14 protein-coding genes are annotated in these 20789 nt (G+C 52.2%); 6 read left to right on the top strand and 8 right to left on the bottom strand.

Annotation, left to right across the window (positions count from 1 at the left end; translation table 11 throughout):
* Positions 1–1185, bottom strand: a complete 1185-nt coding sequence (gene tuf, locus MJZ26_07270; protein MCQ2105577.1) for an elongation factor Tu — start codon at positions 1183–1185, stop codon at positions 1–3.
* Positions 1186–1746: 561 nt separating this feature from the next.
* Between tuf and MJZ26_07265 the strand changes: the two genes are divergently transcribed.
* From MJZ26_07265 to MJZ26_07255, 3 genes are all read left to right on the top strand, one after another.
* A complete protein-coding gene (locus tag MJZ26_07265) occupies positions 1747–3165 on the top strand; it encodes a glycosyl hydrolase family 5 (protein ID MCQ2105576.1) in 1419 nt (472 codons plus the stop codon).
* A 230-nt stretch (positions 3166–3395) separates the two neighbouring features.
* Positions 3396–5045 carry a glycosyl hydrolase family 5 gene (locus MJZ26_07260; GenBank protein ID MCQ2105575.1) on the top strand — a complete coding sequence of 550 codons (1650 nt, stop codon included), beginning with the start codon at positions 3396–3398 and terminating at the stop codon, positions 5043–5045.
* Positions 5046–5233: 188 nt separating this feature from the next.
* Positions 5234–6943: a glycosyl hydrolase family 5 gene (locus MJZ26_07255; GenBank protein ID MCQ2105574.1), complete on the top strand. Its 1710-nt coding sequence runs from the start codon at positions 5234–5236 to the stop codon at positions 6941–6943.
* A 111-nt stretch (positions 6944–7054) separates the two neighbouring features.
* Here the strand turns inward: MJZ26_07255 and MJZ26_07250 are convergent, their stop codons facing one another.
* A complete protein-coding gene (locus MJZ26_07250) occupies positions 7055–8080 on the bottom strand; it encodes an alpha/beta hydrolase (protein MCQ2105573.1) in 1026 nt (341 codons plus the stop codon).
* An 87-nt stretch (positions 8081–8167) separates the two neighbouring features.
* On the opposite strand from MJZ26_07250, the gene MJZ26_07245 reads away from it, so the two are divergent.
* Together MJZ26_07245 and MJZ26_07240 are read left to right on the top strand one after the other, a co-directional pair.
* Positions 8168–9487, top strand: coding sequence for an amidohydrolase (locus MJZ26_07245; GenBank protein ID MCQ2105572.1), 1320 nt, complete (start codon positions 8168–8170; stop codon positions 9485–9487).
* A gap of 136 nt (positions 9488–9623) precedes the next feature.
* A complete protein-coding gene (locus tag MJZ26_07240) occupies positions 9624–10877 on the top strand; it encodes an adenosylhomocysteinase (protein MCQ2105571.1) in 1254 nt (417 codons plus the stop codon).
* 112 nt (positions 10878–10989) lie between these two features.
* Here the strand turns inward: MJZ26_07240 and MJZ26_07235 are convergent, their stop codons facing one another.
* Positions 10990–11619 (bottom strand): acid shock protein, encoded by a 630-nt coding sequence (locus MJZ26_07235; protein MCQ2105570.1) that lies wholly within the window; start codon positions 11617–11619, stop codon positions 10990–10992.
* 27 nt (positions 11620–11646) lie between these two features.
* On the opposite strand from MJZ26_07235, the gene MJZ26_07230 reads away from it, so the two are divergent.
* A complete protein-coding gene (locus MJZ26_07230; protein MCQ2105569.1) occupies positions 11647–13230 on the top strand; it encodes a hypothetical protein in 1584 nt (527 codons plus the stop codon).
* Positions 13231–13370: 140 nt separating this feature from the next.
* On the opposite strand, the gene MJZ26_07225 is transcribed toward MJZ26_07230, so the two are convergent.
* The 5 genes from MJZ26_07225 to purM form a co-directional block, all read right to left on the bottom strand.
* Positions 13371–14822 carry a hypothetical protein gene (locus tag MJZ26_07225; protein ID MCQ2105568.1) on the bottom strand — a complete coding sequence of 484 codons (1452 nt, stop codon included), beginning with the start codon at positions 14820–14822 and terminating at the stop codon, positions 13371–13373.
* 144 nt (positions 14823–14966) lie between these two features.
* Positions 14967–16397, bottom strand: a complete 1431-nt coding sequence (locus MJZ26_07220) for a T9SS type A sorting domain-containing protein (GenBank protein ID MCQ2105567.1) — start codon at positions 16395–16397, stop codon at positions 14967–14969.
* Positions 16398–16596: 199 nt separating this feature from the next.
* Complete coding sequence (locus tag MJZ26_07215; GenBank protein MCQ2105566.1) at positions 16597–17988, bottom strand: glycosyl hydrolase family 5; 1392 nt, start codon at positions 17986–17988, stop codon at positions 16597–16599.
* 1 nt (position 17989) lies between these two features.
* Positions 17990–19438 carry a glycosyl hydrolase family 5 gene (locus MJZ26_07210; GenBank protein ID MCQ2105565.1) on the bottom strand — a complete coding sequence of 483 codons (1449 nt, stop codon included), beginning with the start codon at positions 19436–19438 and terminating at the stop codon, positions 17990–17992.
* 281 nt (positions 19439–19719) lie between these two features.
* On the bottom strand, positions 19720–20745 hold the full coding sequence (gene purM / locus MJZ26_07205; GenBank protein ID MCQ2105564.1) for a phosphoribosylformylglycinamidine cyclo-ligase: 1026 nt from the start codon (positions 20743–20745) through the stop codon (positions 19720–19722).
* Between the last annotated feature and the right edge of the window lie 44 nt (positions 20746–20789).

The following is a 20789-nucleotide window of genomic DNA, read 5'->3' as shown; positions in this document are numbered from 1 at the left end:
TTACTTGATGATTTCGGTTACAGAACCAGCACCAACGGTACGGCCACCTTCGCGGATTGCGAAGCGGAGCTGCTTTTCCATTGCAACGGGGGCAATGAGAGTGGTGTGGATGGTCACGGTGTCACCCGGGGTCACCATTTCGACACCTTCCGGCAGCTGGATGGTACCAGTAACGTCGGTGGTGCGGAAGTAGAACTGGGGACGATAGCCGTTCATGAACGGAGTGTGGCGGCCACCTTCGTCCTTGGTCAGAACGTAGATTTCAGCCTTGAATTCGGTGTGCGGGGTCACAGACTTCGGAGCTGCGAGAACCATGCCGCGGGAGATGTCCTTCTTTTCTGCGCCACGGAGGAGGAGACCAACGTTGTCACCTGCCTGAGCGTCGTCGAGGAGCTTGCGGAACATTTCAACACCGGTGATAACGTATTCAACGGTTTCACCGAGACCGATGCGTTCGACCTTGTCGTTCAGGTGAACAACACCGCGTTCGATACGGCCGGTAGCAACGGTGCCACGACCGGTGATGGTGAACACGTCTTCGATCGGCATGAGGAACGGCTTTTCGGTTTCACGGGCAGGCAGCGGAATGTAGGTGTCGCATGCTTCCATGAGTTCCATGATCTTGTCCTGGTATTCTGCGTCGCCTTCGAGAGCCTTGAGTGCAGAACCGCGGATGATCGGAGCGTCGTCGCCGTCAAATTCGTACTTGGAGAGAAGATCGCGAACTTCCATTTCGACGAGGTCGAGAAGTTCAACGTCATCAACCATGTCAACCTTGTTCATGAAGACAACGATCTTGGGCACGCCAACCTGGTGTGCAAGAAGGATGTGTTCACGGGTCTGGGGCATGGGACCGTCGGTAGCAGCAACAACGAGGATTGCGCCGTCCATCTGGGCAGCACCAGTAACCATGTTCTTGACGTAGTCAGCATGGCCCGGGCAGTCAACGTGTGCGTAGTGACGGTTTGCAGAAGTGTATTCCACGTGAGAGGTGTTAATCGTGATACCACGTGCCTTTTCTTCGGGAGCGTTGTCGATTTCGTCGAAACGCTTTGCAGCAGCCAGGCCCTTAGCGGCGAGGGTGGTGCAGATTGCAGCGGTCAGAGTGGTCTTACCGTGGTCAACGTGACCGATGGTGCCGATATTGCAGTGCGGCTTACTTCTGTCAAAATGTTCTTTTGCCATTTTTTCCTCTTCTTCAGCAGAAGGTTTATCGCTTCGAGTTATAGGAATGGCGCGGGTTTGAACGCGATTCCTGTGATTTCGCAAAGCATAGGAAGCGGTACTCTGCGAATTTTGCTGCACAAATTTAGCAAATTCAAGAAATATTTCAAGGATTTTTCTTTGTTTTTTTGCGAAAAAAGGGGATTTTGGGTAAAAAACCTTGTTCTACGGTCATTGATTCTCCCCCATCCAGGGATCCGTCTATCGCGGTCTTCAAATGGCTTTTTTTACAAAATTTCAACGATAAAGCATTTTTATAGTTCAGTAAACGTCAACTTATCAACAATCCATTAACATTCAACGAGTTACGCCGACAAAGCCTTCGATTTCTTAAGTAAAAAGATTTTTACATAAACGGAATTTACATTTGTTTACAATCGTAATGTGCGCAAAATCACCTTTTCCGTTCGGTGAACACTTATGGAACAAAAAAACACCCCTCAAGCCATTCCCGTGAAACTTTTGCATGGTTCTTAAATTATTTTTGGTTACAAGGTGTTTTAGGGAACAACAAGGACGCATATGAAATCTCCATTTTTAAAGAGCTTGCTCGCAGCAGGCGCCCTATTGATGGTTTGCAGCTGTGGCGACGAAAATCCCACAGGTAGCAGTAGTACCCCCTCCAACGAAGCTATCGTCGTAGACGAAGCCTCCTTCCTTTTTGAAAAGGGTGGTGAACAGTACATCGTCGCCCAGAACGGTCTCGTCACCAACGCTAAGGGCGATACCATCGGCGCAGCCGATATCGCCGGCGGACGCATTCTCGCAATGGACATGACTGAAATCGCTACTGGCGTCGACTTCACCCAGCTTCAGGTTATCCAGCCCACGGTCATCACTTCCACCGCCTGGGTTATGAAGTCTGACAGCACCAACTATGTCATTTATACCGACGGCTCCGTAACCGATGCAAGTGGCACCCCCGTCGGCATCATCACCTTCCAGCCCGAGACCACCATCGGAACAATCACTCTGCTGGACGGAAGCGTCGCTGTCGATAAGATCGACGTGATGACCCTCAAGGTTTACGAATCCAACGTGAAGGCTCCGGAACCCTCCAGCAGCTCCGTCGCAGACCCCACCCCCAACGAGCCCTACGTACCTGGCGAATTTACCCCGGTAAGCTCCAGCAGCCAGACACGTTCCTCCAGCTCCGTGACAATGTCTTCTAGCTCTGTCGCAAAGTCCTCCAGTTCTGTTGCAAAGTCTTCTAGCAGCCAGGGCGGAAGCAACGGCGGAAGCTACACCATCAAGTACGTAAACGGCGGTGCAAGCGGTTCCGGTTGGGCAACCCGTTACTGGGACTGCTGCAAGCCTCACTGCGCATGGCCCGACAAGGGCGGCCTGAAGGCCCACGCCTGCGACGCAAGCGGAAACAAGATTAACGATGACGGCGCAACTTCCATGTGCGACGGCGGTAATGCCGGCACCTGCAAGAGCCAGATTCCTATCGTATACAACGACACCATCGCATTTGCTTTTGCAGCTGTTCCCGGCAGCGCTGGCGGCCAGTGCGGCAAGTGCTTCGACCTCGCCTTTACCGGCAAGGGTAAGTACGCAACCGACAACCACGCAAAGCTTAAAGGCAAGCACCTGATCGTGATCGCCTCCAACATCGGCTACGACGTGGAAGCAGGTCAGTTCGACGTGATGATCCCGGGTGGTGGTTTCGGCATCTTCGACGGTTGCTCCGCCAAGATGGGCTGGGGCTCCCAGGGCGCACGCTACGGCGGACTCCTGACTGAATGCGAAGAATCCTCCGGCTACAAGGCAAGCACCTACAAGAGCTGCCTCACAAACAAGTGCAACTCTTCCTTCTCCAGCGACCCGGTCGCCAAGGAAGGCTGCCTCTTCCTCGCCAACTGGATGAACGCAGCAGGCAACCCGCTTCACAACTACAAGGAAGTGGAATGCCCCAAGGAACTGCTCGACAAGTTCTAATAACGCCCCAGGAGGCTCCGCCCCCTGGACTCCTAAGCTCTCTCCGAGAGCGTCTGCATTTAAGTCCCGCAAGTCATTGCGGGGCTTTTTTTGTGTGATGAAACTCTCGTATCTCGTTAGGTTACAAAATTTTACGTGCAATTTTTCAAGCAAGAGAATATTTTAGGAGCGGAATGATTGGGTAGGTTTTCACGGAAAACCGATTTTTTGGATATACATAAAGGATTCGTATGAAGCACCCGTTTTTGAAATCAGCCTTGGTTATCAGCGCAGCATTGGCTCTGATGAACTGCGGAGATGAAGACATCGCAACTTCCTTGCCGAACATCCCCAACCAATCCGGTCAGGTGGTGATCCAGGGCAACAACACAATCATCAATCCCGATGGTTCCACAACCACTATTGACGTCAGCGCACCGTGCTGGGTTATCCAGACAGAACAGGGCTACCTGCTGATCGGTACCGACAATGTCGTAAGCGACGCCAACGGCAACCCGATAGGCTCCTACGATCCCACAACCCAGGCCATCACCGATGCGAGCGGCAACACTACAGCCATGGGCGTAGACGTATCGGTTCTTCCTGTCTTGACACCGTCGACTACACCTAACAACCCCAACGTCCCCACGACACCGGACGTACCCGCAAACTCCTCCGCTTCTATTGTCCCGACAACTCCTGCATCCTCTGCAATTGTCACCCCTCCGGTCAGCTCCTCCAGCATTGGCAACGGAAACAACCAGCAGACGCAGCCGATTGCTTCCTCTTCTTCTGTCAACAACCAGAACCAGCAGGCAAGCTCTTCCAGCAAGCAGCAGGATAACAACCAGCAGCAACAGCAATCCTCCAGCAGCCAGCAGAATAACCAACAGCAGGGCGGACAGGGAACCTGCCTCGACAAGGTTTCCAATAAGAATGTAAAGCCCTACGATAACCTCACTGGCAAGAACGGCGAATCTTACGCATACAAGGAAGACTGCTCCATCAACTGCTATTATGACCCGGCAGGCAAGAACTGCGCCTCCATCGGAACAAGCACTGGCAACAACCAGCAGCAACAGCAGTCCTCCAGCAGTCAGCAACAGCAACAACAGAAATCCTCCAGCAGCCAGCAGCAGCCGAAGTCTTCCAGCTCTCAGCAGCAGTGGCAGCCGTCTTCCTCCAGCCAGCAGCAGAATAACCAGCAGCAAGGCGGAGCCTCCCTGTTGCCCAAGATCATTGACAACAACAAGAAGACCGGCTACGCAACCCGTTACTGGGACAGCTGCAAGCCTCATTGCGCATGGGAAGGCAAGGGCGGACCTGTGGCAAGAACTTGTAACGCAGATGGTATGAGCAAGGCTAGTTCCGGAGCATCCTCCGTTTGTGACGGCGGTAACGCAGGTACCTGCTTTGACCAGACCCCGCAAATCGTGAACGACACAATCGCCTACGCATTCGCAGCCACACCCGGTGGCGGCAACGACTGTGGCAAGTGCTACATGCTGACCTTCAAGGGCACCGGCGCTTCTGCCACAAACACACCCACCGACGATCACCACAGAAAGATTAAGGGCAAGCACCTGATTGTCATGTCCAGCAACATCGGTTACGACGTAAGCCACAACCAGTTTGACCTGATGATCCCCGGTGGCGGCCCCGGCGCATTCAATGGCTGCGGCAAGATGGGCATCTCCTGCGCAGGCGCACAGTACGGCGGATTCCTCACCACCTGTAACTACGACAAGAGCTGCCTCATCAAGATGTGCAACTCCGAATACTCTAACGAAAGCCTGAGAAACGGCTGTCTGTTCCTTGCAAACTGGATGGAAGCAGCCAATAACCCCGAAATTGAGTTTGTGCAAGTGGAATGCCCCGCAGCACTTGCAGCAAAGTACTAATCAGGGATTGTTTCCGAATTTAAAGGCTCCAGCTTCGGCTTGGAGCCTTTTTTTGTGACAAAAGTCTCATAACTCTATGACAAACAAAAATTTACCTACAAGAAATTTTCAAAAAAACTATCTTTTAGTCGATGGAATTGGAAGGACTTTCTTCGGGAAGTCTCGTTAGTATTTTATTGAGGATAGTTATGAAAGCTCCTTTTTTGAAGTCCGTCCTTGTTCTCAGTTCCGCACTTGCCTTGCTGAACTGCGGCGACGACACAACGACCACCACTCTCCCCAACGTAAACGACACCCAGATCGGTGATAACACCAATCCTGGCCAGACCACTGAATCTCCCGTGGCAAACGCCTGCGGCGAGGCATGCTGGGTCCTGAAGGGCGACAAGAATCTCATCATTAACCAGAGCATGATCGTCTATGACGAAAACGGATTCCCCGTAGGCACCTATGATGCAGCAACGGGTTCCATCCTGGCAGCAAACGGCACAACCGTTCTCCAGGAAAACGTAGCTCTGGAAGCACTTCCCGTTGCAACCCAGGCTACCGTCGAAGCCATGGTCGCTCCGGCAGTTCCTGCCAGCAGCACAACAGTCGAGACTCCGGCATCTTCCTCCTCTGTAGATACGACTCCGAAGTCTAGCGCCAACGTAGACACCCCCAAGTCTAGCTCCTCCGTGGAACAGCCCAAGAGCTCTTCCTCTGTAAAGCAGGAAGTAACTACAGACGGCAACGTGACCATTACCGGTAACCTTAAGCAGACCGTAGCCCAGAACGCCTCCACCGGCGAAATCAAGTTCAGCGGTCTTTCCTACGAACCTTCCCGCCTTTCCTGGAACGCCTACTTCCTGGAAACCAGCTATAGCAATGGCACCTATACCATCAAGGCCATTACCGTTCCTGAATACTTCCAGACTGGCGAAACCTCTGAATTCTTCAAGGTCGAAGGCAAGGACTACGAAATTGTACTGAACGTTACTGCAAAGTCTGGCAGCAGCAACAATAACAACCAGCAACAGTCCTCCAGCAGTCAGCAACAGCAGCAGAAGTCCTCCAGCTCCGTTGCCAAGTCCTCCAGCAGCCAGCAGCAGCAAAAGTCTTCTAGCAGCCAGCAGGTTGTGCAGCCCAAGTCCTCCAGCTCCTCTGCCCAGCCCATGAGCAGCTACAGCTACGGCAACACCGCTGCAGGCACCGACATCAAGCCGGTTGCTGGCGGCAAGAGCGGTTCTGGTTGGGCAACCCGTTACTGGGACTGCTGTAAGCCCCACTGCGCATGGCCCGGCAAGGGCGGCATCAAGGCAACCGCCTGCGATGCCAAGGGCAACAAGATTTCTGATGACGGCGCAACCAGCATGTGCGACGGCGGTAACTCCGGTACCTGCACCAGCCAGATTCCTATGGTCGTAAACGACAAGCTGGCTTACGCCTACGCCGCTGTTCCTGCAGCTGACGGCGCATCCTGCGGTAAGTGCTACGCCCTGAAGTTTACCGGCAAGGGCAAGTACGAAACCAAGGCCAACCACAAGGCCCTGGCAGGCAAGACCCTCATCGTGATGACCTCCAACGTTGGTGCTGACGTGTCCCAGGGTCAGTTCGACATCATGATCCCGGGCGGTGGCGTCGGCTTGTTCAACGGCTGCCGCAATATGGGTTGGGGCGACATGGGCGCTACCTACGGCGGCCTCCTGACCGATTGCGAAAAGGAAGTTGGTTACAGCGGTGACCTTCTGACCAAGCGTAAGGAATGCCTCGCCAACAAGTGCAACAAGACCTTCAGCAACGACCCCGTAGCTAAGGAAGGCTGCATGTTCCTTGCTACCTGGTACGAAGCAGCAGGAAACCCCACTCACGAATACCAGGAAGTGGAATGCCCCGCCGCACTCAAGAACAAGTTCTAATCTAAAGAATAAAGCATTAGAAAAGGCTCCCGGAAACGGGGGCCTTTCTTGCTGTTAATTAATTGAAAATGCGCATTGTTAATCGAATATGCGCGCCGCAATAGTTCGAGGTTACTTCTGGAAGTGACTGTCCAGGAACTTGAACGTAGATTGATAGGCCTGATCGCGGGCAGACTTTTTAGAAAGGAACAGATCGTGGAGGCCATCCTGGATTTCCTGCAGCTGAACATCCGGACCGAGATGGGCTCCATACTCCTGAATATGCTCCACATCCAATACGCCGTCGCAACGGGTGTATTCCTCACTCCATTCGTCGTCCTTTGCGCTGCAGTTGCTAAACATGACAAGAATCGGCGATACAAGAGCCATGCCCTCCTGAACCTGGACATGCCCCTGGTGAATTGCTCGACACCAACCGAAATCTACAGGAATGCTGGCAGGAACTTTCCATTCCTTACTGAACTGCCACTCCCCTACACCATCCACATGGAGACTGCGGAAATAAAAGTCATCCTCGCTTCTTGGAACGGGAATGTCGGGGAAAGAGCCTCCCAGAAGGGAAATCAAGGGAACACCCAGCTTGCGCACAGGCCAGGCCATGTTCATTTCGAGGAAGGGACTGTTCAGCACAATGGCGGCTATGTTCTTGCCGTTATCGCGGTCTTTGGCGTAAAGTGAAGCCACAAGGCCACCAGTACTGTGGCCCATAAGAACCTGGGGAACAGCTCCTTCAATCTGGCGGATTTTCGCAAGGGCGGAATCCAGTTCCGGATAGTAACTGGCAATATCCCTCAGCTCGCCAAGGCGTTCCCCCTTACGAAGGGATCGACCATAATTGTGAAGGTCGATGGCGTAGAAGGCGTAACCTGCGGAATCACATCTCTGGGCAAGTTCCTTCTGGAAGAAATAGTCGTTGAAACCATGAATGTAAAGAATGGCTGCCTTTGGGGAAGATCCACTGAAAGGATAACGGATCAATGTCGCCTGGAATTCCCCCTTTTCACCAGCCGTGTATGACTGCATTACAAAGGGAGATCCTAGATGAGCATCTTCCACCATTGGCACTGGAGAAACCGCTTCTACAGAAACGGAATCCTGAGCCGGGGCGAACGCCACCAGCGACAAGCCAAATGCCATTACATTCTTCAATTTCATAAGCGGACTTAAATATAACACTTCCACTGTAAATTTCTATTTTTCACTTTGAAAAAACAAGGAACTACCATGGGTATTGAACTCAAAAATATTTTGGCCATCGTGCCGGTCAAGAACGCTAGCGAAAACGGCAGCGCCAAAGACGAAGTCAAGGAAACCTCCATCTACATCGAAGGCGACAAGATCGTTGCCATTGGTGAAGCTCCCGCTGGCTTCAAGGCAGACAAGGTCATCGACGGTACCGACAAGCTGGCCATTCCCGGTTTGGTAAACTGCCACACTCATTCCTACATGAGCTTCATGCGCAACGTGGCCGACGACCTTTCCTTTATGGATTGGCTGTTCGGGACCATCGATCCCATCGAGCAGAAGATGACCGACGAGGACACCTACTGGGGCGCCTGCCTTGCCATCATCGAAATGATGAAGAGCGGCACCACCTGCTTTAACGACATGATGATGAACATCAAGCAGACTACCAGGGCCATCAAGGAATCAGGCATGCGTGCCGTCATGTGCCGCGGCCTCGTGGGTAGCGCCGAAGACGACGGCGGACGTATCCAGCAGACTTACGACGAAATGGAATTCTGCAAGGACTGCGACCGCATTACCTTCAAGTTCGGCCCCCACGCTCCCTATACCTGCACCGAGGATTATTTCCGTCGCGTTTCCGACGAAGCCAAGAAGGCGGGCATCGGCATTCATGTGCATCTTTCCGAAAGTGTTGCCGAAATCCAGGGCACCCAGGAAAAGTACGGCTACTCCCCCATCGTCATGGCCGACAAGAACGGCCTCTTTGATGTTCCCTGCATTGCCGCCCACTGCGTCCAGGTGGACGACGCCGACATGGAAATCATGGCCAAGAAGAACGTTTCCGTTGTTTCTAACCCGGCAAGCAACATGAAGCTGGGTAACGGCTTCGCCCCTGTTCCCGAAATGATGGCCAAGGGCATCAACGTGTGCCTGGGTACTGACGGCGCCGCAAGCAACAACTCCCTGAACATGTTCCACGAAATGAGCCTCATGGCCTTGATCCACAAGGGCACCCACAAGAGCCCCCAGTGCGTAAGCGCCCGCGACGTATTCCGCATGGCCACCCTCAATGGCGCCAAGGCCCTCTGCCTGGAAGACAAGATCGGTTCCCTGGAAGTAGGCAAGAAGGCGGACATCGCAATCCTTGACTTGAACAATCCTTCCCTGATGCCCAAGAACAACCTGATCGCAGGCCTTTCCTATTCCGCCAACGGGTCCGAAGTGGACACCGTGATTATCGACGGTAAGGTGACCATGGAAGGCCGCAAGGTTCTGACCCTCGATGAAAAGCTCATCTACCAGAAGGTAAACGAAATCATCAAGCGCATGGGCCTGGAAAATAAGGATTACGTTTAAATTTTTATTTTTGAAAAACGGATGATAGGACAGACGACCATCCCTAAAAATTCGGCTGGCCCGTGGCGTAGTGCCGCGGTGATAACACAAACCAAATAGGGGTTCCGCACGGAACTCTACCTTAAAGGAAAATAATATGGCAAGTGAAATCAGAGACATTAGCCTGGCCGAATCTGGCGAACGCAAGCTGGAATGGGTTCACCGTAACTGCAGCCTTCTTGGTATGCTGAAGGAAGAATTCGAAAAGACCAAGCCCTTTGCCGGCAAGAAGATTGCACTCTCCGTCCATCTGGAAGCAAAGACTGGTTACCTGTGCCAGGTGCTGAAGGCCGGCGGTGCAGAAATGTACGTGACCGGTTCCAACCCGCTTTCTACCCAGGATGACGTTGCTGCCGCCCTCGTGAAGGAAGGCATGGAGGTTCACGCCTGGTACAACGCTACCGGCAAGGAATACGAAGACCATATCCGCCACACTCTGCAGTGCGGCCCCAACATCATTATCGATGACGGTGGCGACCTGGTGAACATGGTCCACAACGAAATGCCGGAACTCATCCCCAACATTATCGGCGGCTGCGAAGAAACCACCACCGGTATCATCCGCCTGGAAGCCATGAACAAGGCCGGCAAGCTGATGTTCCCCATGGTCCGCGTGAACAATGCCGACTGTAAGCATCTCTTTGACAACCGCTACGGTACCGGTCAGTCCGTATGGGACGGCATCAACCGTACTACCAACCTGATCGTGGCTGGCAAGCAGGTTGTTGTGGCTGGTTACGGCTGGTGCGGTAAGGGTACCGCCATGCGCGCCAAGGGCCTCGGCGCCCGCGTCATCGTCACCGAAGTGGATCCGGTGAAGGCTATCGAGGCCGTGATGGACGGCTTTGACGTAATGCCCATGCGCGAAGCTGCAAAGATCGGCGACTTCTTCGTGACCGTTACCGGTTGCGACGGCGTCATCGATGCCGAAGACCTTTCCGTAATGAAGGACGGTGCCATCCTCGCCAACGCAGGTCACTTCGACTGCGAAATTGATGTGGCATGGCTGAAGAAGAACGCCGTGGAAATGCGTGAACAGCGCAAGAACATCATGGGCTACAAGCTGCCTACCGGCCAGTGGGTATTCGTGCTGGGTGAAGGCCGCCTGGTGAACCTTGCCTGCGGCGACGGCCATCCGGCAGAAATCATGGACATGAGCTTTGCCATCCAGGCTCTTTCCGCAAAGTACCTGGTGGAACACGCCGGCGAGCTGAAGGAAAAGATCATCGACGTACCCCGCGAAGTGGACCACGAAGTGGCACGCAAGAAGCTGAAGTTCCTGGGCAAGGAAATCGACGTCTTGACTGCCGAACAGGAAAAGTACCTGCACTCCTACAACCTGGACGTGTAAGCACTAGGTGGTCGTAGTCTTTCGCTAAGACAACAACTGTCGAATTCAAAAAAATTAAGCTCCGATGCCTTAGCGTCGGGGCTTTTTCATTTAGCTTGTTTTAGCTTCAAAACTAGTAGTTGATTGCCAGGTAGAAATTGAAGGAGCCGAAAAGACGGTCCGTATCAAATCCATCCATCATGATGTCGTAACCGGCACCAATTTCAAGCTGGGTTGTAGAGGTACGGAAAATAACCAAGCCGGCTTCCAATCCGCCAGCAAAGCCAAGAGCGAAGGCCTCACTGAAATCATCGTAGTGAGAGTCATACTGGATACCCACACCAAAGCCAGCTCCAACATAAGGAGAGAAAACCTGGTCGGCAAAGAAGTATCGACCACCAATCAAGGCAGTTTCGTGAAGTTCGAATTCATCACCGACGGAAATATTCGCATTGTCCATGAAGGTGATTGCGCCATGGGTTGTCATTTCCCAGATGCGGCCGTGGTGGAATAGAACAGCCTGGTCCCAGTCACGCTTGGGGTTCTTCTCGGAATCTTTCCAGTTGTGCCACACGCCAAGGCCAAGACCCCAACTGCGGAAATTGTAGGAAGGACGCTTGGGAGCCATCATCGGATCATCATCCGTATTTTGGGCCTGACGCACTTCTGTAGCAACAGGCTGGTAGGGACCAGTAGTTACGTCATCTTGAGCAAAGGCGATGCTTGCCAATGCAAGGAAGAGAATTGCAAGGAACTTTTTCATGTCCCTAAATATACTAACTTTGACTTCATGAATAAAGCTGCCATAATTGTTGCTGTCAGTATGTTGCTCAGCCGCGTGCTGGGAATCTTCCGTGAAATGCTCCTGGCCCATGCCGCCGGCGTGTCGCTGGAAAAGAACGCCCTGGATCTGGCCTTCATGATTCCCGACATTCTGAATCATGTAGTAAGTACCGGATTTTTGAGCATTATCTTTATCCCGATCTTTACCGGATATAAAGTTGCCGGCGACGAGGAGAAGAGCTGGAAGTTCTTTAGCAATGTGCTAAACACCTTCGGCATGATCTTGCTAGTGCTTGTGGTGCCCGCATTCATCTTTATGCCGGAACTATTGACGCTCCTTACTACAAGCGGAGCAAGCGCGGAACTTCTTGAACGCGCCACCTACTACGGCCGCATTATTCTGCCTGGCCAGATTTTCATCTTTGTAGGAAGCATTCTCGTTGCAGTGCAACACACACGCAAGCAGTTCCTGATACCCTCCCTCACCGGCTTGATTTACAACGTGGCAATCGTTGGCGGCGGCCTGCTTGGAATTCTTCTCGGTAAGTACAGCGGCGTGAACTACGGCCTGGAAGGTTTCGCCTGGGGTGTTCCCGTTGGCGCCTTCATCGGATTCTTCGCCCTGCAGATTTTTGGCGCCAAGCGTGGCGGAGTCAAGTACGAACTGATCATGCAGCCCACCCATCCCGACATTGTACGCTATTTCAAGATGATGTTGCCCATGTCCCTGGGCGTTGGCTCCATGTTCGGTCTTGAATTCATCATCCGTAGTTTTGGAAGTAGCTTTGGGGGCAGCGGTATTTCTAGCCTGAATTACGCCTACCGCGTGATGTACACGCTGGTGGCTGTCTTCGGTTTCTCTGTTTCCGTCACCAGTTACCCCGACATGGCCCGCCTTGTAAAGGAAGGCCACATCAAGGAACTGAACGAAAAAATCTGGAAGAGCCTTTCTCGCATGTTCTGCATCCTGATTCCCGCAGTTGTGGCCGTATGGGCACTCTCCTTCCCTGCCGTGCGAATCCTCTTTGAACGCGGCGCCTTCCATCGCGAAACCACTGAAGCCATTACCGAAATTTTGCGCTGGTACCTGCCCGTAAGCTTGGGACTCTGCCTCCAGGCAGTCCTTGTACGAAGCTTCTACGCCGCAGAACGCATGTGGCTGCCTACGCTTCTGAACACCGGAATCTTTGCAGCAACCATTCCCGCCTACATTCTGCTCTCCGAACCTCTGGGCATCAAGAGCGTGCCTATCGTAGGCGCCACCGGAGCCCTTCTGCAGGTGATTTCCATGATCTTTATGTGGGCTCGCAAGAACGGCACCGACGGCATGAAGAACGCACTCTTGAACATGTTCCGCGCCCTGGTAGCCTTCGGCATCATGATATGCGCAGCTCTTGGCCTTGACCACGTCACAGGCGAATTCGTCCGCAGCACAAGCCTTGTGGTACTTGTAATCTACAGCTGTGCAGCAGGCGTCGTATTGCTTTGCGTCACCCTGTTCATCCAGAAACTCCTGGGAAGCAAGGATGCCGGCGATATCCTCAACGAACTTCTTGGAAAAGTACTGAGAAAGCTGAAGTTGAAGAAATAATTCACTTCAACGAATTCTATTTCGCCAAGAATCAATCCTTATTATACCTACAGCATTATCCAGTAGACAGTTTCTAACTGTTCAAAAAAACACTAAAAAACGGTCCCTTTAGGGGACCGTTCTTTTAATCCATTATTCTTTTAATCCATTACGCAGCGAACACTAGAACTACCGGACTTGAATAATCCATGCATCCAAGTATCGTCATAGTTGTACTGCATACTCAACGCATAGGCGGCACTACTAGGATTTAACCCCCCGCTATTATCGTCATACTGAGTAGAAGACCAGAACGACGCAATATCACCTATTTTTCCAGAAGACGCAGGAAGTGCGTTAAAGCCAACTGCATCATTGCCGTTCTTTTCTCTCCAGCTACATACAGATTTCAGCCTGTAACCCGCATACGAGCGGTTAAGAAATTCTGGATCAACAATACTATCCACCTCAGCCAGCAATTCCTTATACTCGTCCTTGCTAGGCAAGTGCCACCCCTTGGGACATACACCGCGAACATTCCCTTGCGGCTTACAAGTGTTCGGGCGACTAGACCCCGGTCCCGCGGTTTCGTACGTTCCACAGCCAGCGCTATTCTTTTCAAAGACCTCTGCGCTATCCATGGCAGCACTCCAAGTATAGAATCGTCCAAATTTCTTACAATTCGCAACTACGTTATTGTGGCAAAAACTGGTGGAATCATACGAATATTCTGATATGTCTCCCCAAGCGTTATAAGTGATTGAGTTCTGCAAATATGCATAGTTCAAGTTCTCAGCCATCCACACCTGCTTCCCGATTTTCGTAGTCTTGTAGACCTGATTGTCGCGAAGATCCGTGAGAGTATTCTTATCGGCATCGTACTTGCTACCGGCTTCAACATCGTCAAGGGGCCACTCAGGCAACAGCATTATCCTATCAACCAATACAGAGTCCTTGGTACATACCTTCACCCTGTGAATATTGCCTTTACCGTCAATGCAAGTAGACTTGACTGCGCTGAAAGCCATAGTTTTTCCGGATTCCTTGTCCATATTGTAGAAGCTGTAGGAATCACTATCGACATCCTTGGTTCCATCGGCATAGACAATGGTCAGAGTCAATTTGGAACCGCTGACGGAATAAGTGTATTCCGCATCGTCACCAAAGTTGTCTTCGCGGACAAAATGCCAAGTCGAGACATCGTCAACATCCATGGCATTACAAGCACCCACCTCTTCGCAGGTTTCTTCAATCTTGTACACAGGTGCAGCAGGTTCATCGGAGACAGGCTCTCCCGCAATAGGTTCATAAACCTTACAGGCATCTTCGCTGGAACTGGATTCTTCCACGGTATCAGAACTGGAATCTGCTTCTTCTGCTATTTTTGAACTGGAACTGGACTCCTCTGCCGTTTCCGAATTGGAACCCATATCGACAGAGGAAGACGACTCTACATTAGAATCGGAATTTCCGTCCGCACTCATGGAGGACATAGATTCATCGTCATACTTTGAAGAATCTGTACCGCTGTCGCTATCGCCACATGCAGAAAGTCCAAAAACCAAAACGCAACCTACTACGGCTGCACGTACACTATTCAAATTGATGTTCATGGGGGTCTCCTAACTTAATAACCCGGACAAAATTTAACACAATCTGTACGTACTGTCAAACCAGAAGGAAATAAGCTAAATAAGTAAAGTCCCGCAATTCTGCAGGACCTCACTTATAAAAAACGCGGAATCAAATTCACTTTTTTATTTGACCATGACCTTGCCGCTATAGGAAATGTTCTTGTCGCGGACTAGGACAACATAGTTGCCGGCAGGAAGCTCCGCAGATACCAAGGCATCTCCATTTACCTGCTGACGGCCTACCACATGCCCCATGGCATCCATAATCATTACCTTCGCAGATTCTGCACCGGACACAAGAATGGTTTTTCCGCTGACGCGAATCTGAGGCACGGCAAAACGTACATTACGAGAAACTATCGCCTGGGCATTTCCTACGCAATTTGTCATCTCGCCACCGACGCAATTGGTCTCGTTTCCAGAACCGGATCCTTCTCCCACAGAACCATCGTCATTGCCCTTATCGCCGACTTCGTAAAGAGGCGCCATAGCCTCAGCCCACAGGCGGTGCATGCTGGCAGCACCCTTTTCCGCCGGGTGGACGCCATCCTGTGCGGAAAGTTCCTCGGGATGCTTGGAGAAGTAGCCGAAGAAGTCAGGACCCTTGGGCAACTTGTTCTTCTCGGTCAGTTCGTCAATGGCATCAAGATAACCCTGGTGCACCTGCCACTTGGCCACATCGGGATTGGTAGCGATCATTCGGGCAATAATGGGAGTGACGCCATTGCGTTTTGCCACGTCAATAATGTCTTGCATATTGCTCTTGAAATGTTCCACGTTCCAGCCGGTCTCATCACCCCAGGCATCATTGGTACCCATTTCGATGGCCCAGTACTTTACGTTGCCTACATACTCGCTGTAGAACTGCAAGCCATCGATTACACCGTCGGTATTGACACAGCCGATACCGCCACGAAGCATCACGGGGTAGTAATCCGGATAGCGGGCGTGGATCAATTGGGCAAAGTTGGAGTCCACCTCGATGGACTTGATACCCATCTGGCTGATACTTGTACCCATGAAGAACCAGGTATCGTCACCGCCCTTGCTCATGTCGTAGGCGCCCACTTCTTCCAGGTTGGTTACAGCCTTGTCCGCCATAATGCGGAACCAGGACTTGCCCGCAAAATCAATAGCGAGACCTCTGCTCATGGCACCGCTCTCGCCCACTTCGGCCACCGTCTCCCAGTCGCCATCTGCACCGTTGGTAGAATTTGCAGAAGTCATGACCTTGAAATTCTGGAGACTTGCATCTGCCTTGGGATTGTGCTGGCAGGATGCGGCATGCACGTACTGGTCGCCTATCCAGGCCTCGTCACCGCGGGTTTCCCAGGTAATGAAAAGCTTGGTCGGGCCTTCCCCTACGTTCAACGCAAAGTCGCTTGCAGAAGCCACCTGGTTAAAATCCAGATGGCCATCGGTAAACACTTCCGGCTTCCAGTTGGAATTGACAGCACCATCTACATAAAGATTCTTGCCGATGCTCAAATTCGGATTAGGGGTAATTGCAAATGCTGCAACAGCGGCAGCCAGCCCAAACATCATTTTTTTCATAAACCAATCTCCAAAACAGCGACGCCTACATCCAAACTCTCCGGCATCGCCCCTTAAAATTATTTTCATCTTCCCCGTCTGGCAAACTTTTTAAACATTATTTGTAGACTCCGTTGACCACATCACAATGAAATAAAAAAGGCCCCGCAGCCATGCCACGGAACCTTAAAATTTTAGAATCTTAGTCGCTTATTGGAAATTACTCACTAGCTTCGCAACCACGACCAGGGTTGTAAGGGTCAGGGCCTTCGCCAGGTCCCCAGCAGTGCAAGGTATCCAGCACATCGCCTTCCTGATAGGTGGACCAGTCATCGTGTTTCTTGATGTTGGTTTCAACGGTGGTGTTGATGCGGCTCATGTAGTGATCCACCAGGTACTGGGGGCATTCCACTTCCTCGATGTAGTAGGTGGGATTGTCCGCTGCCATGTACCAGTCGGCAAACCAGTGGCAGCCGCGCAGCAAGTTAGGCAGGCCGGAGTTACCGAAGGCAGCGTCACACATGTCCCTGATACAGGTCTGGTAGGCTTCAAGAGTGCTGTCGTAGCCCAGCTGGTTCTGGCATTCCGTGAGGAAGCCGCCAAAGCCTGCGCCCCAATTGATGCCAGCACCGTTTACCTGAGTAGAAAGAGCGTCAAAGGCGCCAACGCCACCACCCGGCACCATCAGGTCGAACTGGCCTGCAGGCAGGTTAGGATTACCGCCAGCCACGTCCATACCGATGTTAGAAGCCATCACCACCAGATGCTTACCCTTAAGGGCCTTGTGGGTGTCCCTGGGCGGATTCATTTCGAATTCATCCTTGAAATGGCCGTCGTACTGCAGGTGATAGCACTTACCGCACTTACTGTCGGCAGTGCCAGCAACGTAAGCGTAAGAAAGAGTGTCGTTCACTGCGATAGGAGCCATGTCGGTACAGGTGAATACGCCAGCAGACTTTTCATCGCCGCAAGCGCTACGGGTACCTACGTAGTTGAACGCATAAGGGTTCACATTGCCAAGCGTAAAGGCAGGAACTTCCACATCGTGGATATTGCAATTACGGGCAATGCCATGGTTTGCTACAAAAGCCTCGTTGGAGGAAGTATCCGCACGAGTGATGTCGTTTGGGCTTTCCCTAAGCCAGGAGCAGTGAGGCTTGCAGGCGTCCCAGTAACGGGTATTCCAACCACGCTTTGCGGTAGCGGAAATATCCTTGGTATACTCCGGAGAAGGAGCGCCATAGGATTCGATAGTCGGGAAGCCATTGGCGTCAAGCTCGGGAGTAGAGGGCTGGCTTTCGGAACTACCAGGAACCATAGGATCGGTTCCCGGATCATCCGGAGTTACCTCAGCGCTGGATCCCGGAACAACGGTACCGGCGCTGCCAGGGTCGGCCGCAGCCGCAGAACTATTCGGGCCAGGAACCCCCTGATCAGGAATAGAACCGGACGAAGCGGGAACCTGATTGTCACCAGGAGCAATGGTTGCGCTACTTATCGGATCAGGAATTACCTGAGGAGAACTGGTGGAAGAATCGTCACCACAGGCAACGAAGCAAGCTACAGCCAGCGAGCTAATCGCGATAAAGCCTTTCTTAAACGGATGTTTCATACTAGTAGGTCTTAGCCTTGTCTGCAGCTAACTGATCGGGGTCGCAGTATTCGCCTGTTGCATTGGGAGTCTTGCTGCAGGCATCGGTTTCGATAAAGTCGCCACCACTGTACTTAGACCAGTCGGACTGATACAAAATCTTAGTTTCAATAGAAGTACTGATGGTGGTGGAGTACTTGTCAATCAGGTACTGGGGGCATTCCACTTCTTCCCACTGGTAGGTGGGATTATCTGCAGTCATGTACCAGTCGGCAAACCAATGGCAACCACGGAGCAAGTTCGGATACTTGGAATCGCCAAAGGCTGCATCGCACAAGTTCTTTACGCACTTCTGGTAATCAGCCAGGGAACCATCGTAACCAACCTGTTCGCCATTCTGGCAATAGGTCAGGAAGCCACCATAGGTAGCACCCCATTCAATACCCGGCTTAGTAATCTGGAGCTGCAGGGCATTGAAGATTCCGGGACCACCACCAGGAACCATCAGGTCGAACTGACCAGGCTTCACATCGTGACCAATGTTGGAGGCCATAACGATGATGTGCTTACCCTTAAGAGCCTTGTGAGTTTCCTTGGGGGCGTTATTGCCGTCGGCATCCTTGAAGCTACCATCGTACTGCAAGTGGAAGCACTTACCGCAAGAAGTGGTTGCATCGCTACCGGCAACGAAGGCGTATGCCAAGGTATCGTTTACTGCCACCGGAGCCATGTCGGTACAGGTGAAGCCGCCACCGCTTGCAGGATCAGCTTCCTGACAGGCGTTAGGAGTATTCTGGATACCAACCCAGTAACGTTCCAGGCCCTTGCTGTAGGTAAAGGTCGGAATTTCAATGTCGTTGATGTTGCAGACGCGGGCAGTATAATGACTGGCAGCGTATTCTTCCTGGGTATTAATCTTGGGCTTGCCTTCGGCACCGTCGAGACTGGTCTGGGAGCAGTGAGCCTTGCAGGCATCCCAGTAGCGAGTGTTCCAGCCAGAGGTCCCGTTACCAAGAATGTTCTTGAGCGTAGGCACCGGATACTTCTTGATATCTTCTTCAGGATTGCCGGTGGTCTTTACAGGTTCTGTGCTGCTAGAGCTAACGCCAGGATCTGTACCGGGAACCACAGGGTCGGTTCCTGGATTGGAAGCGCTAGAACCCGGAACAGGGTCTGTACCAGGAATCACTTCGCCGGTACCCGGATCGACAACGCCGGGATTAGTCGGATCTGTGTTAGGATTGCTGGGATCGGTAGTAACGTCGCCAACGCCAGGATTTGTATTCCCCGGATCGGAAGGATCAACCACAGGATTGGACGGATCGTTCGGCAAAGTATTTTCAATTCCGCCATTAGGATCGTTCGGAATCTGCGGGACAGAAGGAGTAGAGGAGTCGTCGCCGCATGCAACAAGACCTGCTACAGTCAGTGCACTAATCGCAATAAAACTTTTTGTAAAAGGATGCTTCATAATACCTCTTTCGCGCCATCTACACCAAACACGGCGCTTGATTTACTAGGGTTAAAAATATATTCAAACATCCCATTTTCAAACAGTCGGCATGCTTTTGGAGGTTTAAAATGTTCCCATTCCGTACCCGCAATGAAAAGGCCTTATGAAGGATCACAAAAATTTGCACTTAGGTAAGCCTCTCGTTCCAATTGAAAGCAAACTTTAACTACTTAAAAATAAGGACCGCCCCGAAGGACAGTCCTTATTCAAATTTTTCCGTTTGATAAAGGGAGCGGAGATTAGTCCTTGAACTTCACCTGCTTGGTACCGGCAACAACTTCGCCGACCTGCACCCACTTTTCGCCCTTGGCTTCGAGGTGTGCAACGACTTCAGCCTTGTCAGCCGGGTCGATGAAGATCAACATACCCATGCCCATGTTGAAGGTAGAGTACATTTCGTCCTTCTCCACGGAGCCTTCCTTCTGGATGAGCTTGAAGATGGGAGACGGATCCCAGGAAGTACGGTCAATGACAACGTCAACGTTGTCCGGGAGGATACGGGGAATGTTGCCCTGGTAGCCGGAGCCGGTAATGTGAGCGAGACCCTGGATGATCTTCTTGTTGCAAAGATCAATGAGGCTCGGGTAGTAGCTGCGGTGCGGCATGGTGAGAGCTTCGCCGATGGTCATGTCGGTGCCTTCAAGCGGGGTATCCACCTTGTAGCCGGCAACGTCGAAGAGAACCTTACGGGCGAGAGAGTAGCCGTTGGTGTGAAGACCGGTGGACGGGAGACCGAGGATGATGGTACCCGGCTTGATCTTCTTGCCGTCGATGATGTTTTCGCGTTCTACAACACCCACGATGGTACCGGAGATATCGTAGTCACCCGGACCGTAGAAGCCCGGCATTTCAGCAGTTTCACCGCCAATGAGGACGAGACCGTTTTCGCGGCAGGCCTTTGCCATACCGGCAACCAGCTGGTCCATGACACCCGGTTCCAGACGGCCGGTAGCCACATAGTCCAGGAAGAACAGCGGACGGGCGCCCTGCACGAGAATATCGTCGCAGCAGTGGTTCACGATGTCCTGGCCAGGCAGGGTATGAGTACCCATTTCAATATCGACCTTGAGCTTGGTACCAACGCCATCGACGGAGCTGACCAGCACGGGGTCCTTCATGCCCAGGTGGTTCAGAGTGAAAAGGCCACCGAAGTTGCCAACGTCACCGAGAACGCCTTCGTTAAAGGTGGTACGGACGGACTTCTTGACTCCGACCATAGCTTCGTCTGCACGGGCCAGAGATACACCAGCGTCTGCGTAGTTCATCTTTTTATCCTTTGCCCTATACCGGGCACTTGTTTATGCCAGCA

The sequence above is a fragment of the Fibrobacter sp. genome, from assembly GCA_024398965.1.
In the GTDB taxonomy this organism is placed as follows: Bacteria; Fibrobacterota; Fibrobacteria; order Fibrobacterales; family Fibrobacteraceae; genus Fibrobacter.
Note: the sequence above shows the minus strand (reverse complement) of the source record. Positions and strands in the feature narration are given on the sequence as shown.

Bases quoted from the DNA above. Each gene is read 5' to 3' on its own strand.
- MJZ26_07250 (MCQ2105573.1), bottom strand. From the start codon at position 8,080: ATGGCATTTGGCTTGTCGCTGGTGGCGTTCGCCCCGGCTCAGGATTCC.
- MJZ26_07255 (MCQ2105574.1), top strand. From the start codon at position 5,234: ATGAAAGCTCCTTTTTTGAAGTCCGTCCTTGTTCTCAGTTCCGCACTT.
- MJZ26_07240 (MCQ2105571.1), top strand. From the start codon at position 9,624: ATGGCAAGTGAAATCAGAGACATTAGCCTGGCCGAATCTGGCGAACGC.
- purM (MCQ2105564.1), bottom strand. From the start codon at position 20,745: ATGAACTACGCAGACGCTGGTGTATCTCTGGCCCGTGCAGACGAAGCT.
- MJZ26_07230 (MCQ2105569.1), top strand. From the start codon at position 11,647: ATGAATAAAGCTGCCATAATTGTTGCTGTCAGTATGTTGCTCAGCCGC.
- MJZ26_07220 (MCQ2105567.1), bottom strand. From the start codon at position 16,397: ATGAAAAAAATGATGTTTGGGCTGGCTGCCGCTGTTGCAGCATTTGCA.
- MJZ26_07215 (MCQ2105566.1), bottom strand. From the start codon at position 17,988: ATGAAACATCCGTTTAAGAAAGGCTTTATCGCGATTAGCTCGCTGGCT.
- MJZ26_07210 (MCQ2105565.1), bottom strand. From the start codon at position 19,438: ATGAAGCATCCTTTTACAAAAAGTTTTATTGCGATTAGTGCACTGACT.
- MJZ26_07265 (MCQ2105576.1), top strand. From the start codon at position 1,747: ATGAAATCTCCATTTTTAAAGAGCTTGCTCGCAGCAGGCGCCCTATTG.
- MJZ26_07235 (MCQ2105570.1), bottom strand. From the start codon at position 11,619: ATGAAAAAGTTCCTTGCAATTCTCTTCCTTGCATTGGCAAGCATCGCC.
- MJZ26_07245 (MCQ2105572.1), top strand. From the start codon at position 8,168: ATGGGTATTGAACTCAAAAATATTTTGGCCATCGTGCCGGTCAAGAAC.
- tuf (MCQ2105577.1), bottom strand. From the start codon at position 1,185: ATGGCAAAAGAACATTTTGACAGAAGTAAGCCGCACTGCAATATCGGC.
- MJZ26_07260 (MCQ2105575.1), top strand. From the start codon at position 3,396: ATGAAGCACCCGTTTTTGAAATCAGCCTTGGTTATCAGCGCAGCATTG.
- MJZ26_07225 (MCQ2105568.1), bottom strand. From the start codon at position 14,822: ATGAACATCAATTTGAATAGTGTACGTGCAGCCGTAGTAGGTTGCGTT.